At 47.5% G+C, this 16,234-nt stretch carries 11 protein-coding genes; 9 read left to right on the forward strand and 2 right to left on the reverse strand.

Annotation, left to right across the window (positions count from 1 at the left end):
* Positions 1–94: 94 nt before the first annotated feature.
* The gene (locus tag C1H71_RS18210; RefSeq protein WP_130107832.1) at positions 95–4,846 is read right to left on the reverse strand and encodes an NAD-glutamate dehydrogenase; all 4,752 of its coding nucleotides are present in this window, start codon (positions 4,844–4,846) and stop codon (positions 95–97) included.
* A gap of 444 nt (positions 4,847–5,290) precedes the next feature.
* Between C1H71_RS18210 and C1H71_RS18215 the strand changes: the two genes are divergently transcribed.
* From C1H71_RS18215 to aroQ, 5 genes are all read left to right on the forward strand, one after another.
* Positions 5,291–5,986, forward strand: coding sequence for a helix-turn-helix transcriptional regulator (locus C1H71_RS18215; protein WP_130107833.1), 696 nt, complete (start codon positions 5,291–5,293; stop codon positions 5,984–5,986).
* A gap of 375 nt (positions 5,987–6,361) precedes the next feature.
* Complete coding sequence (locus tag C1H71_RS18220) at positions 6,362–6,727, forward strand: VOC family protein (RefSeq protein ID WP_130107834.1); 366 nt, start codon at positions 6,362–6,364, stop codon at positions 6,725–6,727.
* Entirely contained in the window at positions 6,724–7,185 is a 462-nt protein-coding gene (locus tag C1H71_RS18225; RefSeq protein WP_130107835.1) for an EVE domain-containing protein, read from the forward strand. Before C1H71_RS18220 ends, C1H71_RS18225 begins: the two co-directional genes overlap by 4 nt.
* A gap of 9 nt (positions 7,186–7,194) precedes the next feature.
* Complete coding sequence (locus tag C1H71_RS18230) at positions 7,195–7,653, forward strand: GyrI-like domain-containing protein (protein ID WP_130107836.1); 459 nt, start codon at positions 7,195–7,197, stop codon at positions 7,651–7,653.
* A gap of 81 nt (positions 7,654–7,734) precedes the next feature.
* Positions 7,735–8,316, forward strand: coding sequence for a gamma subclass chorismate mutase AroQ (gene aroQ, locus C1H71_RS18235; RefSeq protein WP_130107837.1), 582 nt, complete (start codon positions 7,735–7,737; stop codon positions 8,314–8,316).
* Positions 8,317–8,613: 297 nt separating this feature from the next.
* On the opposite strand, the gene C1H71_RS18240 is transcribed toward aroQ, so the two are convergent.
* The gene (locus C1H71_RS18240) at positions 8,614–9,666 is read right to left on the reverse strand and encodes a substrate-binding domain-containing protein (RefSeq protein ID WP_130107838.1); all 1,053 of its coding nucleotides are present in this window, start codon (positions 9,664–9,666) and stop codon (positions 8,614–8,616) included.
* Positions 9,667–10,233: 567 nt separating this feature from the next.
* Between C1H71_RS18240 and C1H71_RS18245 the strand changes: the two genes are divergently transcribed.
* The 4 genes from C1H71_RS18245 to C1H71_RS18260 all read left to right on the forward strand — a co-directional run bounded on the left by C1H71_RS18245 (position 10,234) and on the right by C1H71_RS18260 (position 16,109).
* Positions 10,234–12,129 carry an ATP-binding cassette domain-containing protein gene (locus tag C1H71_RS18245; protein ID WP_130107839.1) on the forward strand — a complete coding sequence of 632 codons (1,896 nt, stop codon included), beginning with the start codon at positions 10,234–10,236 and terminating at the stop codon, positions 12,127–12,129.
* A 425-nt stretch (positions 12,130–12,554) separates the two neighbouring features.
* A complete protein-coding gene (locus C1H71_RS18250; protein ID WP_262488324.1) occupies positions 12,555–13,874 on the forward strand; it encodes a paraquat-inducible protein A in 1,320 nt (439 codons plus the stop codon).
* Positions 13,864–15,534: an intermembrane transport protein PqiB gene (gene pqiB / locus C1H71_RS18255; RefSeq protein ID WP_130107840.1), complete on the forward strand. Its 1,671-nt coding sequence runs from the start codon at positions 13,864–13,866 to the stop codon at positions 15,532–15,534. The genes C1H71_RS18250 and pqiB overlap by 11 nt, the downstream gene beginning before the upstream one ends.
* On the forward strand, positions 15,531–16,109 hold the full coding sequence (locus tag C1H71_RS18260; protein ID WP_130107841.1) for a PqiC family protein: 579 nt from the start codon (positions 15,531–15,533) through the stop codon (positions 16,107–16,109). The genes pqiB and C1H71_RS18260 overlap by 4 nt, the downstream gene beginning before the upstream one ends.
* The last annotated feature ends 125 nt before the right edge of the window (positions 16,110–16,234 follow it).

Consider the following 16,234-nt stretch of genomic DNA (forward strand, 5'->3'; position numbering starts at 1 on the left):
TGATAAACTTTAATCTTCTCTCCCAAAGAAAAATGCGGCCCCTTTTCAAGGCCGCATTGACTATCGAATTGAGCCTAAACTCAGCCTCTCTTTCTTACACCGCTAAACGATGCCTAATCTCACGTAAAGCGGCCGACATCATGGCCAGATCCGGCGCGAGTGTTTTCATTTCTTCAAACATTCTGCGGCAGTGGGCGATGGCTGTTTCTTGGCTTTGTAGCCATGATTCAACCCGCACACTAGGTGCTGCTCCCGGGCTAAGATCGAGTGCTGCGCTGGTTAACGCGATGTGGGCGCGTTGCAGATCATCGCGGCAAGCTAGGCGGGCTAGGGTTTGCCAATGATTGGCGCGTGGCAATTGCTCGATTAAGCCATGCAGCCAATCTAGCTCTAGTGCATCACCCAAAGCAAAGTGAATCGTGGCAACGGTATCCACATCAGCGGCTTGTTTTTTGGTGAGCAGCGCGATATTAAGCAGTTGCGTTGCCCCATCAAGGCAAGCACTTTGCTTGGCCAGAGCGGCAGGCACGCCCGCAGCTAACCAGCTTTGGGTGACGTCTACTTGCTTGGCTGAGCCTGCATACCATTCAGGCAATTGCGGCAGCAGTGCAGGGATTTTGCTTTTTAAGTCACGGATCAGCTCTGCGTAATCTGGCAGCGTGTCTTGGTTTTGCAGTAACCAACGTGTGGCGTGCTCTAGCTGACGACGCTCGCGCAGCAGCATGGTGTATTGCATGGTGGCCGGAATGCTGTTGTCGAGGGATTCGATAGCAACAAAGCGGGCTTCGCTATCGAGTAGCTCGGTGGCATCGTACCAAGCGCGCACAATCGTGGCTGGAGGTAGCTCGGTCTCTTCAGAAAGACGGAAGACAAAGCTAATGCCCATGCGGTTGATGGTGCGGTTGGTCAGCTCATTGGCTACAATTTCGCGTCGTAATGGGTGCTCGCCAAGGCGATCACCAAAGCGATCTACTAGCGGCTTAGGGAAGTAAGCGGCAAGTAGGCCATCCCAATCCAAGCTATCTGGCAAATCGCTCGCGAGCAAGTCTTGGAACAGCGCCATTTTTGCGTAAGCCAGTAGTACGGCTAGCTCTGGGCGCTCTAAACCCTTGCCTTCTTGCTGACGCACGGCGATTTGTGTATCAGTTGGCAAGAATTCAATACGGCGCGATAGACGGCCATTTTTTTCTAGCGACTGCATAAAGCGTTGATGCACCGGCAAAAGTGAAGCGGTTTGCTGGTATTCAAGGCTGATGGCTTCGGTTTGCAGATAGTTATCACGCAGCACCAAATGGCCCACTTCATCGGTCATCGATGCCAGCAGGTCATTACGCTGCTTCATGGTGAGATCGCCACCGGCCATAATGCGGCCCAGCAGAATCTTGATATTGACTTCGTGGTCGGAGCAATCCACGCCGGCAGAGTTATCAATCGCATCGGTATGCACGCGGCCACCATTTGCTGCGTATTCGATTCGGCCTAATTGGGTGAAGCCTAAATTGCCGCCTTCGGCGATCACTTTGCAGCGGAATTCCTTACCGTCGATACGCAGCGCGTCGGTGCCCCTATCGTTTGCTTCGGCTGGCGTTTGAGTCGATGCCTTGCCGTATGTACCAATCCCTCCGTTGTAGAACAGATCAACCGGCGCTTTCAACATGGCACGGATCAACTCGCTTGGCTCTAGTTCGTCGTCTTCGATATCAAGAATGGCTTTTACTTCGGCAGACAGCGGAATGGTCTTGGCATTGCGTGGCCAAATGCCGCCCCCTGCAGAGATCAGCTCAGCGCTGTAATCGGCCCATGAAGAGCGAGGCAAATCAAATAATCGCGCGCGCTCTTTAAACGACGCGGCAGGATCCGGATTTGGATCAAGGAAAATATGGCGGTGATCAAATGCGCCGAGTAACTTAGTGTGCTCGCTGCGTAAGAGGCCGTTACCAAACACGTCGCCGGACATATCCCCAACGCCGATCACGGTAAATTCATCGGTACGGGTGTTGATGCCTAACTCACGGAATTGGCGCTCTACCGAAACCCATGCACCTTTAGCGGTAATCCCCATTTTCTTGTGGTCGTAGCCTACCGAGCCGCCCGAAGCAAAGGCGTCGTCTAGCCAGAAACCATAGTCGCGGGAAATACCGTTGGCGATGTCAGAGAAAGTCGCCGTGCCTTTGTCGGCCGCCACCACCAGATAAGGATCATCTTCATCTAAACGGCGCACTTGCGATGGGTGAACCACTTGGCCCGCCACCAAATTGTCGGTTAGATCAAGCAGACCGCGAATAAAGTTTTTGTAGCATTCAATGCCGCGTGCCATTAGCATTTCGCGATCGCTTGGTGGGTTTTTCACCACAAAGCCACCTTTGGAGCCAACCGGTACAATCACGGTATTTTTGACCATCTGTGCCTTGACTAGACCCAAGACTTCGGTACGGAAGTCTTCACGGCGATCAGACCAGCGCAAACCTCCGCGAGCAACCTTACCGCCGCGCAAATGCACACCTTCCATTTCTGGCGAGTAGACAAAGATTTCAAACAACGGCACTGGCTGCGGCATATTTGGAATGCGCGCCGATTCCACCTTGAACGACATATACGATTTGATCTTGCCATCGTTATCGAGCTGGAAGAAATTGGTACGCACCGTTGCTAAAATCGCGGCCAGTAGGCTGGAGAGGATTTTTTCTTCGTCCACGCTCGATTGGTTGGCGCAAGCCTGACGAATTTCTTCTGCTAAGATTTCAGCCACTCCCGCCGAGTTACTGACAGGATCATGTGCTAGCACAAATAGCGCAGCAAGCTGCCCACTGAGCTTGCCATGGCGCAGCAAGCAATCGGCAATAATTTCAATGCCGTACTTGAGGTTGACTTGACGCATATAGCAAGCATAGGCACGGAGAATCAGTACTTCACGCCATGCTAGGCCTGCGCCTAAGATCAAGCGGTTAAAGCTATCGTTTTCGCAAGCGCCTTCAAAAATAGCGGTAAACGCGGCGATCAAGCGTTCACGATCGATACTGTTTTCTAGCGAAGTGCCTGTAGGTAGGCGCAAGCCAATATCAATAATCCAAGCGTGTTCGGTTTGATCGAAAGTCAACGCATATGGGCGCTCATCCAATACGCGCACGCCGAGGTTTTCTAAGAGCGGCAGGCAATCGGATAGTTCAATTGGCTTGCCACGGTAGAGTTTCAAACGCCATAGAGTAGGATCAACCACGCTACCTGGTGAAAGGGTAATGGCGATCTTGTCATTCTTTAAGCTGGCTTCTAGCGCTTCGATATCGTAAACCGCCACGCGGCCAGTGAAATCTGCGCAGTAAGCGGGGGAGAAGGCACGCTGATAACGCTGATATAGTGCTGCGCCAGTTTCTTCACCGCGTACATGGCTTAGCTGATTACGTAAATCATCTTGCCAGCGTTGTGCGGCGCGGGCGATTTCGTCTTCGATTTCTTTAACGTCATAAACAATGCGCTCACCAACCGGTAGGTGAATCAGGAAGTGGATCCGTGCCAACGGGCTGTCAGCCAGCAACACATTGAATTCAGCTTCATAACCACCAAGGCGCTCCATGAGGATTTTTTCTACTTTAACGCGCACTTCCGTGGTGTAGTTATCTCGCGGCACAAATAGCATCACCGATACATAACGGCGATATAGATCTTCGCGGAAGAAAGTACGCACACGGCTGCGCTCGTGCAGGCTAACTACGCCCTGAGCAATACGTGCCAAATCATCAATGCCGATTTCTAGCAGCTCATCGCGCGGATAGGTGTCGATAACATTTAGCAGCGCTTTACCACGGTAGCCGCCTACATCGGCATCGCTAGCTAGTAAGACGGCGTTAATTTTTTTGCGCAGCAGCGGAATGTTTCGTGGTGGTGAGGTGTAAGCGCTGGCAGTATATAAACCAAGGATACGTAACTCACCGATGACTTTGCCCGTGGCGTCTACTTCACGCAGGCTCACCATATCCAGATATGCAGGGCGGTGAATGAGGGAGCGGGTATCGGCCTTGGTCATCAAAATAAGCTGATCGGCAGAATAAGCGCGTTCGCGCAGGTCAACCGGCAGGGCCGCCCAAGTGTGCGATAGGCCAGAGTCGCCCGCATCGCGCAGCAGGCCGTGACCAGAGCCGCCAACAAAGTGTAAGTCACCATTTTCAGCAAAGCGGTAATCACGCACACCTAGGAAAATAAAGTGCCCCGCCAACATCCATTCTAAAAACGAGCTTGTTTCACGCACCAATACAATATCGAGTGGAGGCGGACGATGGCGCAGACCTTCTAGCGCGGTAGTGACGCGATCTGCCATCGCTGGCCAATCGGTAACACACGCATCCAGCATATCTAAAGCATTATTTAGATCGTTTTCTAGCTGGGTAATGGCGTCGCTAGAGGTGATGCGATCAATCTCAATATGCATCCATGATTCGGCTGCGCCAGCCTCATCCATCTCTTGCCAATCACCATTTTCCTGACGTGTGACTTGCAATACAGGGTGTACCACCTGATGAACGCCGTAGCCAAGGCGCGCTACCGACATGCCGATGGTGTCAACTAAGAAAGGGCGATCAGGTTGGACGATTTCGATCACGGTATGGCTACTTTGCCAGCCGTGGTCAGGTACGCTTGGATTATAAATGCGTAATTTGCGTGTATTGGCCACGCGGTTGCGCGCCATACGCCAATGCGCAAGTACCGCGCCAAACCAATCTTCCGGCGTTTTTTCTATTAAATCGTCTTCAGAAATGTGGGCGAAGTAAGCAGAGAGAAAATCTTGGGTGATCGGCTGGTCACTCGCCGCAACAAGTTCACCTAGTGCTTTGAGTGTGGACAAAACGGTCATAACAGAAGCTCCGGTTCAGTGTGCCATGACTCTATACCCACCTTTCAGGCATTGCCAGCTTTGGCGCATCATGATTTTCACTAATAGCAGGATTACAATAGTAAGAATATTGCAGCCAAGTTGTTGTTGTTAATGAATAAGCCTGACAGCATGTTATTTTTAACAATAGGGTAGATTGTAAATTTCAAGAATGTTTAATTTATGAATGGTTTTAAAAATCTCGTGTTTTTTTGTAGGTAAAAACACCTATGATTAGGTTTTATGAAAATTAATGCTTAAAAAAATCGTGCTTTTATTGGCTTACTGAAATAATACCTCGCTGTATTTTTTAAACGTGTGTTTTAAAATTTTTTTAAAAAATGGCATCGTTTTAGCGATTAAAGAAAGCTCAAAAAATCGCAAATATATATCTCCGTAAATACGGCCCCGCCACAAGGAATAGACTTGTCTAGAGCAGAGCGCTTACTTGCCTTAATGCAAAAACTACGTTTGTATCATTACCCTATTAGCGGCGCTGTTTTAGCGGGTGAGCTAGGAATTAGCCTGCGAACGCTCTACCGCGATATCGCCAGCTTACAATCGCAAGGCGCGCAGATTGAGGGTGAGGCAGGGCTTGGCTTTGTCTTAAAGCCTGGATTTACTTTGCCGCCGCTGATGTTCAGCGTTGAAGAAATTGAAGCATTGGCCCTTGGTGCCAAATGGGTAGCCCAGCGCACCGATGCCCGCTTAGGCGCTGCGGCCAGCCACGCTTTAAGTAAGATTGCAGCGGTATTGCCCACGGAGCTGCGCTTAGAATTAGATACGGCAGCCTTACTCATCGGCCCTAGCCAACAGCCAAATGATTCTGACGAAATACTTGGTTTAATTAGAGAGGCGATTCGCCAAGAATGTAAGCTAGAGCTACATTATTTAGATGCACAGGGCAAAGAATCCACCCGCGTTATCTGGCCCTGCGCCTTGGCATTTTTTGATCATGCCAGAGTAGTGATTGCATGGTGCGAGACACGCCAAGCTTTTCGCCACTTTAGAGTGGATAGAATTAAATCACTGCTGTCACAAGAGTTGCGCTACCCCAAGCACCGTCAAGCCTTACTAAAAGCGTGGCGACTGGCGGAAGGGATTATGGAGCAAAGGCCTTGATCTTGCTGCATAGCTAGCAGCCTGTCGGACTTAGACGGTCGAAGCGAAAAATCGCTTGGTCGAGACCAGATTTTGCCGGATTTGCAGCGCCAATAACGAGTTATTGGTCAAAAAGCTGGTGAAATATAGGCCGATCAGGTGATTTTGCAGCTGACTGATGCTAAGTCCGACAGGCTGCTAGACCTTGAAATACTCAAAATTATCTACGGAGAGCTTATTCGCTAACACGCAGGCTTGTTAGGCAAAGATAAAAAGCCAGCTTTCAGTGGCCTTAAAATCCTTGTCATTATTTAAATTACGGCTTGTCACTACTGACAAAAACTGACACTAGCCCCTGCTAAACTTCAGGTATGACTAAAGCGATGGAGCCTTACCATGTTTAATCCAGATTTTATACTGCTGTATGTAGATAGCCCCGCAGCCAGTGCCACGTTTTACCAGCGCATACTGGGTCATGCACCCATTGAGCTTTCAGCAACCTTTGCACTGTTTAAATTGGCATCCGGCCTTAAGCTTGGCCTGTGGTCAAAACATACGGTAGAGCCTGCGACTGGCACAACGGGCGGTGGGGGTGAACTAGCGTTTATGCTGCAAGGGCGGGAAGCCGTGCAAGCTCAGTACGAGGTTTGGAGCAAGCTGGGCCTTGTTATCGCACAAGAACCTACCGCTATGGATTTTGGTTACACCTTTGTGGCGCTCGATCCTGACTCGCATCGCTTACGCATATACACCCTAGAATGAAGAGCTGGATTGCTGTGGCTTCTAGCGAGCACGTTGCTCGGGGCGTGGCGGGAAGTTATATGCAGGTTTGCCACGGCAAGTGCGGGCCTTTAAAACGCATCCAGCCCGGTGATTGGGTGGTGTATTACTCGCCCACTACGCAAATGGGCGGCAAAGATAAGTTGCAATCCTTTACCGCCATCGGCATAGCAAGAGCAGGGGCTCCTTATCTTTTTGATATGGGTGGTGGCTTTATTCCCTATCGCCGAGATGTAGATTGGCTGCCCGCACAGCCCGCCGCTATTTTGCCATTGCTCGAACAATTAGATTTTTCCCGTGGCATACGCAATTGGGGTGCTCCATTTAGATTCGGCTTATTTGCAATTAGCCAGCATGATATCCAAACCATTGCGGAGGCGATGGCTGCTAGTAGCATTACTTTTCACCTCTCCCAAGACACACAGATTTCACTTTTTTAAAGGCTTTATATGCAAGCAAAATATGTTGAAAGTTTTTTAGTTTCTGGTTTACGTGCAAGAACAAAAAATAGCGATGAATTCAATCCCACTACGGCGCAAATCCCAAGGCTATGGGGACGTTTTTTTTCTGAAGGGCTGATGGATAAAATCCCAGAGCGCATCGCCAACTCACCTATTTACGGGGTGTATTCGAGCTATGAATCAGATGCTAACGGCCAATATGATTTAACCGCTGGCGTTGCCACATCCGCTCCAAGTGGCGATTTTAGCCACGCTGTCATTCAAGCTGGGCAGTACTTGGTTTTTGAAGTGCGCGGCGCCATGCCTGCAGCGGTGATCCAAGCTTGGGGCCAAGTTTGGGCGTATTTTGAGCAAAATATACAGATTAAGCGTAGTTTCATCAGTGATTACGAAGCCTATCTTGGGCCAAATGAAGTGCATATTTACATCGGAGTGGTAGCAGCGTAAGCATCAATTCCTGTAAAGTTGGCATGGGCTGCATAATATTTGCAGCCTTATATAAACAGGCTTTATAAAACAGGAAAACACATGAGTAAAACATTGATTAAGTTATTTGTTTCTTTCTGCCCAATGATCTTTATCGCTGCCTGCGCGCAAACGCCAGCCGTCGATTCCACGGCCAAAACACAGCAAACACAGCAAACACAGCAAACACAAGAATTATTAAGCTTAGTCGCTCAACGTTTGGCCGTTGCACCTATAGTGGCTCAAAGTAAATGGAATTCTGGCGGTGCAATTAATGACCCCGCCCGTGAGCAATCCATCTTGGCAGATGTGCAAAAACGGGCCATCGCAATTGAGCTTGATCCTCGATTTGCCGCTGCATTTTTTCAAAATCAATTTGATGCTGGCAAATTAATACAAAGCCAGCTACATCAACAATGGCGATTGCAAAAACAAGCCCCCTTTTTGCCAGCCCCCGATTTAGCCAAGGATGTACGCCCCGTATTGGATGCACTAACCCCGCAATTGCTGATGAAGATAAAAACGGTGCAAGCGGATTTATGTAAACCTGAAACCAAGCGATTATTAAATACCGCAACAGGGCCACTCGCACAATTTAATCCCGAAGTAAGCGCAATGGCATTAAGGGCATTGCAATGCCCTTAATTCATGTTAGCCCCCTCTCATTTAATAGAGTGCGCATATTTTTTCTGTGTTTATGTCTTGAGGTAGATAATGCAAGGTAAGTGCCTTGGTGGGCTTTGGGGCCGCTCTATATTTAACTGTTTAAACTGCTTTGCAAATACGACTGGTGATTCATCATTCATGCGCGAATGCCGATGATATCGGTTGAAATAGTTCAATGTATTCGGTGATTCATTTTTATTTTCTGGAGCGGACACTAAAAGTTTTCATCGGCGCATTCCTAAATCTAAGGGATGCGTTTTTCCATGTAATGGATGCCTACTTATTATGCCAAATTTTGGTATACGCGCTATCAAATCCTAAATCGGACTCAATGCTGAGATTGCCTATTTTATTAAGGGAATTACACGTAACTAATATCGGCTTAGATATGTAGCCACTCGGGGGGCTTGCGGCAAATGCACGATTAAGCTCGTCAGCTAATTGGTAACCTTGCATCGTCAAGGGTTCCGCAATGGTTGCTACTTGTTGAGAGCGACATGAAGCAATTCGGCTTAAAGCCAAAGTAGAGCCATCTCCAGCAGAGACAAGCCGCATATCTTTAGCCCCCGCTTGAATAAGGGGATAGTTAATACTGTCAAAGTAGATGTCATTAATTGCTAGGCTGTAAGTCCAATTTTCCCCATGGCGATTTAAAAGCTTAGGTACCAACTTTGGAATAGAATAGGCTGAATCAGATATCTTAACGTTTTCAATTGCAAGCACTTTGCAATCTGTATGTCCAATGCACAACTCGATAACCTGTTTCATTTTATTAGTTTTATTATTGGCAACTGCAAACTGATTGTCATTAAAGATGATTACCCCAAGAGGGCGTTTATTTTTTATTGCGTCTGTCAGCACAAAATTGGCTGCCATTTCTGCGACTTCAATGGTATCTGTTGTTACATTAGCAAACAAATGGGGTGAGGCTCCTGGCTTTTTTGCGGCATGCCAGCCAACCAGCTTTATTTTCCTCTGTTTGGCAATTATGAGTTGATCAGGGAAATCGTCGGGTTCAAAGCCTCCAAACACAATGCCATCAGGTTGCCGAGTAATGCTCTGCGCCAATAAAGACTGTAGCTTGTCTTTTTTTCCCTCTCCATTAAATAAAACAAGCGTCCATCCCAGTTTTTGGCAGGCGTTTTCTAGGCCGCGATACACACTGACAACGCCACCATTTTTAAGATCCGAAGCAATAAAAATGACGGTCTTTCCTTTTTGAGCTGTTGGCCCTGCTATTGGGCCACTCCATGGTTTGGCAGCCGTAGCGACAACAAACATCATAATTAATCCAATAAAAATATTGAATAGGTAGCGTTTTTTTTGCATCCCACCCTCATTTTTTCAAATTATTTAATGGTAGCCAAATCTCTTCAAAAATGCCATTTCATGCGACTAGCACACACTGAAAAATAGAAGATTTTTTGATAAAGAGATATTAATACTTATTTTTACTTAATTAGGCCTCTTGCTCAATTTCATCATAATTTCCCCATGCGGGCATGGGTTTTGCCAAAAGGATCGCTTTAAGAAGTCGAGGGATCATCATGTATAAATCAGCTCGCCGGTTAAGTCGGTACCTCACTCTTGTATCTGATCTGATCTGAGGTGATGACGCTGCTTGGCACGAAAGCATGGCTCGCCCAGGCGTAAAAAAAGAAGGCACTTGCAGGATCAAACCGTACCCAAGCGGGTAGACCATTATGGCTTGTTGATTACAATCTGGCTGAGCATTGTAGATTGCTTATTTTAGTTTTATATAAAACACGGGCAATGGCGTAAAAATCAGCAAAAAACCCAGCAAGGCGAGTTTACCTCAGATCATTGCATTCGCTTTTAGCCGCTTGTTTAAGATTTGGCTTTTTCATCGTCTTGTCTCTGTTAGAATCCTGCCCCATGATACGACTTAAATCCCTCACTCTAAGACGCGGCACTAAGGTGCTGCTTAATTCTGCCGATTTAACTCTACAACCGGGTAGCAAAACCGGTGTGGTAGGGGCTAATGGCGCAGGTAAATCTAGCTTCTTTGCGCTGATGCGCGGCGAATTACACCCAGATGCTGGCGATATTGAAATGCCGCCACGCATCACGATCAGCCATGTGGCGCAGGAAACACCTGCGCTGGAATGCTCGGCGCTCGATTATGTGCTTGATGGCGATAGAGAATTGCGCCGTTTGGAGCATGAGTTAGAGCATGTCTCACACGACGATGGCATTCGCCACGGTGAATTACTTGGCGAATTTGATGCCATTGATGGTTATACCGCAGCATCACGCGGATCAAAATTACTGGCAGGTTTAGGTTTTTCTACTGAAGAACTCAGCCATCCGGTATCGAGCTTTTCTGGTGGATGGCGCATGCGGCTAAATCTGGCGCAGGCGCTGATGTGCCGTTCAGATTTGTTGCTACTGGATGAGCCAACCAATCACTTGGATTTGGAAACCGTGGTTTGGCTTGAGCAATGGCTCAAGACTTACCAAGGCATGCTGTTGGTGATTTCGCACGATCGCGATTTTCTTGACAATACTATCAAGCAAATCTTGCACGTAGAGGGTGGAGCGCTGACGCTTTACACCGGTACTTACGAAGATTTTGAAAACCAGCGTGCAGAGCGTTTGTCTCTGCAACAACTGGCGTTTGATAAGCAGCAACGTACTATTAACCATCTTGAATCATTTATTACCCGTTTTAAAGCCAAAGCCAGTAAGGCGCGTCAGGCACAGAGCCGCGTTAAAGCGCTGGAAAAAATGGAGCGCATTTCTGCCGCGCACGTTGATTCCCCGTTTACTTTTAGCTTCCGCGAGCCAGAAAACAGCCCTAACCCCTTGGTTAAATTAGAAAACGGTCAAGCCGGTTACGATATTAATCGTCCTATTCTAAAAAACCTGACGCTGAGCTTAGAAAACGAAGCGCGTTTAGGTTTGCTGGGTGTCAACGGCGCGGGTAAATCGACCTTTATTAAAGCATTGGCGGGCGAAAATCCACTCTTGCTAGGCGAGCGTGAAGAGGGTAAAGGCTTAAAGATTGGTTACTTTGCCCAGCACCAGCTTGAGCATTTACGTCTAGATGAATCACCACTCTGGCACATGCAAAAGATTGATCCGCATACGCGTGAGCAAGAGCACCGTAATTTCTTGGGTGGTTTTGACTTTAACGGCAGCATGGCCACCGGCAAGATCGAACCTTTCTCTGGTGGCGAAAAAGCGCGTCTAGCCTTGGCATTGCTGATTTGGCAAAAGCCTAATTTACTGCTATTGGATGAGCCAACCAATCACTTAGATATCGAAATGCGTCAAGCGTTGACTATGGCGCTGCAAGATTTCGAAGGTGCCATTATTGTGGTTTCCCACGACAGGCATTTGCTACGCGCTACGGTGGATGATTTTTGGCTAATTGAAGACGGCACAGTACGCCCATTTGATGGCGATTTGGATGAGTACACCAAATACAGTCAGCAAAAGCGTAGCGAAGAAAACAGCGCCTTGCGTAATTCCAGTAGTGCTGTAGATCGTAAGGCACAAAAGAAACTTGAAGCCGATGCTCGTCAGCGTAATGCGGGCTTGCGTAAACCTGTAGAAAAGAAGTTGGCTAAAGTCGAAAAAGACATGGCGGGCTTTACCGCAGAGCTAGCTAAAATCACGACCTTGCTTGCAGAAGAGCACATCTATCTTCCAGAAAAGAAAAATGATTTAGACGCGGCGCGCAATAAAGAAGCAGAGCTTAAAAAGAAACTAGAGCCATTAGAAGCACAGTGGTTAGAGATTTCTGATGAGCTGGAAGCGCTACGTTAAGAAAAGATCTTATTCAAGAATACTTTCTGCGGCCACCCCAAAAGCTGGATATCGGTCTATGTTTTTGGGGTTTTTTATTGTGGGCGATAAATGGTCTCTTTTTGATTTGAGCACAACGACAACAAAACCCAAATAGAATGACCGAGGCAAGACGCATACCAAACGGCATTTTTTATTAATAACTGATGTTACGCAGGCCTTTAGGTGAAATGCGCTCTGCAGCTGATTGAGAATATCCTAACCCATTGATTTTTTATAACGGGTGCGTAACGTCAGTTAATAAAGGTTAATTACTAAATATTTACATGCGATATTCAGGGCGGGCTGATATCGGGCTTGGCTTTTTTGTGATTTACTGGCTTCATCTCTATAGTGAGTAAGCCACTTTGCTTTAACCATCGCTGCACTTAGGATGTTTATTTAGCTTGCGAATAAAATTCCACTTTAAACCCGCACTGAAAAGCCCCGTTTTTTTGCGCTTTAGCAGCAATGCGTCGCAAAGATCAGCGGCCTTGCCTGCGCATGAAGTTCGTTGCACACAGTGTGATTTACTGCAAGTAATGGGTGAACTTCTGCCGGGCCAACAAGCGAGCTGCGTTCGTTGCGGCCATCATTTAATTCGAATCCATCGTTATCCTTTTGATGCATCCTTAGCCTATGCCTTGGCGGCATTGATACTGCTTGCCTTAAGCTGTTTATTTCCATTGCTGCAGCTAAAAATTGCCGGTAGCGCTAGCGAAATGACTTTTTTAAGTAGCGCCAAAGCTTTGGTTGATGCAGATTTTGGCCTTGTCGCGAATGTGCTTTTAAGCTGTGTGTTGTTTACCCCAGGCGTTTTTTTATGCGCCATTGTGTATTTAGCACTGGCATTAAAGTATAGCCAGCGCTGGCCGGGGTTGCGGAGCGTACTCAGACTTGCCGTTTTACTTGAGCCTTGGATGATGGCCGATGTTTTTGTAATAGGTATCTTGGTGAGCTTAATTAAGCTGGCTTCTTTGGCGCAAATCACACTGGGCTTATCTTTTTGGGCCATGTTGCTGTTCTCTATTGTCTTAACTAAAACAGTAGCCGTGTTTGATGCGCATTGGTTTGGCTTTCAGCTTGACCATCTAGAGGGCTTCCTAGCCCAAAAATTGCGAGGGAAGGGGGCTGTTTCCTGCGCTGTTTGTGGTTTTTTTAATCCGTTGCACAGCTTAAAGTGTGGGCGATGCTATGCGCGGCTGCATCTGCGTAAGCCGCATAGCTTATCCATGACGTGGGCTTTATTGCTGACGGCAATCTTGCTATATGTTCCAGCCAACCTTTACCCGATGATGATTACCCAGTCATTAGGGGATAAAACCCCTTCCACTATTTTGGAAGGGGTTTTGTTGCTATGGAGTATGGGCTCCTACCCTGTGGCATTGATTATTTTTATCGCCAGTGTAGTTGTGCCGCTAGTGAAGTTTATTTCACTTGGTTTACTTTGCATCTCCGCTCAAAGCAAACCCAATCATAGCGCTTTGCATTACACACGCCTGTATCGCATAACCGAGCTAATAGGGCGCTGGTCTATGGTCGATGTATTTGTGGTGGTTATTTTAGTGGCGCTGATTCATATGGGGCAATTGATGTCGGTTTTTCCTGGCATTGCTGCGGTTTCCTTTGCTGGGATGGTGGTATTTACCATGTTGGCAGCTTTAAGTTTTGATGTGCGTCTGATTTGGGATGTACATGATGCACAGGATCCAATCGATGGAAAATGAAAACGAGTTACCCCATGCAAAAATAGGCTGGCTACGACGTGTTTCCTTAGTTTGGCTAGTGCCTTTGGCCGCCTTACTTGTTGGGGCTTGGATGATTTTTGATACTTGGCGGCAGCAAGGCCCCGAGGTGGTCTTGTATTTACCCAACGCCGAGGGCATTGAAGTGGGCAAAACCACTGTAAAAGTGCTTTCTGTCAATGTGGGGAAGGTGAGCGGGGTACAGCTAGATGTGGCGGAGCATCGAGTGCGTATCACGGCCAAGCTTGATGTGAATGCGCGTAGCTTGCTCAATAAAGACAGCCAGTTTTGGGTAGTAAAACCACGGGTTGATCGCAGTGGAATTAGCGGTTTATCTACATTACTCTCAGGGTCTTTTATCCAGCTCAATCCCGGAAAATCTAGCAGTATGAGCAATGAGTTTAATATGTTGAGCGAGCCGCCCATCACCTCACTCGAGGTGCCGGGTCTGCGCTTATCGCTATCTGGGCGCGGCGTTAAGGTCTTAAGAGTGGGCGACCCCGTGCTGTATCAAAACTTTGAAGTGGGCCGAGTAGAAAAAGCGGACTTTGATCCATCGCTTAGAGAAATGAATTACCGCTTGTTTATTCAGCGCCCTTATGATCGTTTAGTGACGATGAATGCTCGATTTTGGGTGGCCAGCGGCATACAGCTCGCGCTTAATTCGGATGGAATCAAGCTCAATACCGGCTCAATGGAATCCATGCTTTCAGGCGGCATTGCTTTTGGCGTACCAGAAAGTATGCCCTTGGGCGAGCAGGTAAGTGATCAAACCAGTTTTACGCTATTTGCGGACGAGGCTAGCTCGCTAGAGCGTCAATTTGAACGTCGTCTTCCTTACATCGCAATATTTAAAGAATCTGTACGTGGCTTAAAACCGGGAGCACCCGTTGAGCTGCGTGGACTAAGAATTGGCACCGTAGGTGCCGTGCCTTACGCTACCCCCAAGCTGGAAAACAAAACCCGTAAAAATCATGGCATCCCCGTGTTAATCTATTTGGAACTAGGACGCTTAGCCGCTGGTGCAGAAAAGGAGAGTGATGATTATTGGCGCAAAGTAATCGCTACCCAAGTTCGCACCGGCATGGTACTGAAGCTTAGAAATGGAAACTTACTGACGGGTGCTTTGTATGTAGATGTAGATTTTAGCGGTAAATCATTACAAAAGCCGTTAGAGTCTTATGCCAACATTGCGGTATTGCCAACAAGTGACGGCGGCTTAGCGCAAATCGAAAACAAAGTGATTGCGTTACTAGATAAGTTAAATGGGTTAAAAATTGAAGGTGTACTGGCTCAAGGCAATAAAACGCTAGATGAAACGGGCAGGCTCGCCAGCGATGTGCGCGGGCTGGTTAAAACCCTAGACGATTTTGCTCAGCAGCCGCAGGTCCAACATTTGCCCGCAGAATTACAACAAACATTAAGCCAGCTGCAAGTCACATTAAACACCCTTGGCAGCACTTTAGATAATTACTCTGGGCAATCCCCTGCTTACGGTGAATTAAACCGCGCATTGGGAAATCTAAACCAAATTTTGCAAGAGGTAAGGCCGGTTATTCGTACGCTCAATGAAAAACCGAATGCGCTCTTGTTCGATCGTACGCAAGAAGATCTCCAACCCAAAGGGGCTAAGTCGCCATGAAAAAATACTGGGGTTTATTGTCGGTAACAGGTTTTTTGAGTGCATGCGTTAGCGCGCCGATTACGCAGTATTATCGTTTAGCTGATGTAGCACCTAAAGCTGTGGCTGTATCGTCCGTAGAGCCGGCCATCTTGCTAGATATTAAAGTGGCCGATTTTTTGTCTGCAGGTGGAATAGCCTACTTGCAAGGGGATGTTGGGCTGCGTTTAGCTCAACAAAACCTATGGGCAGAGCAGCTCCCAGAGGGCGTAAAGCGGGTGCTGCTCTCCAGAATGCAGCAGCAAGTACCCAATAAACTATGGCTAGGCTCTGTACCTGATGGGCGCATCAGCACGCTAAGCGTATCGCTCACCCAATTTAACGGTCGCGATGACGGCCAAGCTATCTTGGCAGGGCATTGGTTCTTAAGAAACGCGCAGCAAACCCTTGTAATGCAAGCTCCTTTTCATATCGAACTAGCCCAGCAAGGTGAAGGTTATGCCGCTTTGGTTGTAGCTTTGGGCAATGGCTTGGATCTTTTGGGGCAAGAAATTAGCCATAAAATAGCCCTGTGCACAGAAAAAAGCGGCTGCTAGCACGCATAAATCCATTATTTGAAATGCTGTTTTAAAGGCGTTTTGGCGTGGTTTTTACACACAAGCATACTTGTAAGTTTTCTATTTTTAGCTTGTTTAACTTTACATAATATACAATATACGAA

This window comes from Iodobacter fluviatilis (genome assembly GCF_004194535.1).
Lineage (GTDB): Bacteria > Pseudomonadota > Gammaproteobacteria > Burkholderiales > Chitinibacteraceae > Iodobacter > Iodobacter fluviatilis_A.

What these genes read in the sequence shown, in the direction of transcription:
- C1H71_RS18240 (WP_130107838.1), bottom strand. Translation starts at nt 9,666, where the DNA reads ATGCAAAAAAAACGCTACCTATTCAATATTTTTATTGGATTAATTATG.
- C1H71_RS18225 (WP_130107835.1), top strand. Translation starts at nt 6,724, where the DNA reads ATGAAGAGCTGGATTGCTGTGGCTTCTAGCGAGCACGTTGCTCGGGGC.
- aroQ (WP_130107837.1), top strand. Translation starts at nt 7,735, where the DNA reads ATGAGTAAAACATTGATTAAGTTATTTGTTTCTTTCTGCCCAATGATC.
- pqiB (WP_130107840.1), top strand. Translation starts at nt 13,864, where the DNA reads ATGGAAAATGAAAACGAGTTACCCCATGCAAAAATAGGCTGGCTACGA.
- C1H71_RS18230 (WP_130107836.1), top strand. Translation starts at nt 7,195, where the DNA reads ATGCAAGCAAAATATGTTGAAAGTTTTTTAGTTTCTGGTTTACGTGCA.
- C1H71_RS18260 (WP_130107841.1), top strand. Translation starts at nt 15,531, where the DNA reads ATGAAAAAATACTGGGGTTTATTGTCGGTAACAGGTTTTTTGAGTGCA.
- C1H71_RS18220 (WP_130107834.1), top strand. Translation starts at nt 6,362, where the DNA reads ATGTTTAATCCAGATTTTATACTGCTGTATGTAGATAGCCCCGCAGCC.
- C1H71_RS18210 (WP_130107832.1), bottom strand. Translation starts at nt 4,846, where the DNA reads ATGACCGTTTTGTCCACACTCAAAGCACTAGGTGAACTTGTTGCGGCG.
- C1H71_RS18245 (WP_130107839.1), top strand. Translation starts at nt 10,234, where the DNA reads ATGATACGACTTAAATCCCTCACTCTAAGACGCGGCACTAAGGTGCTG.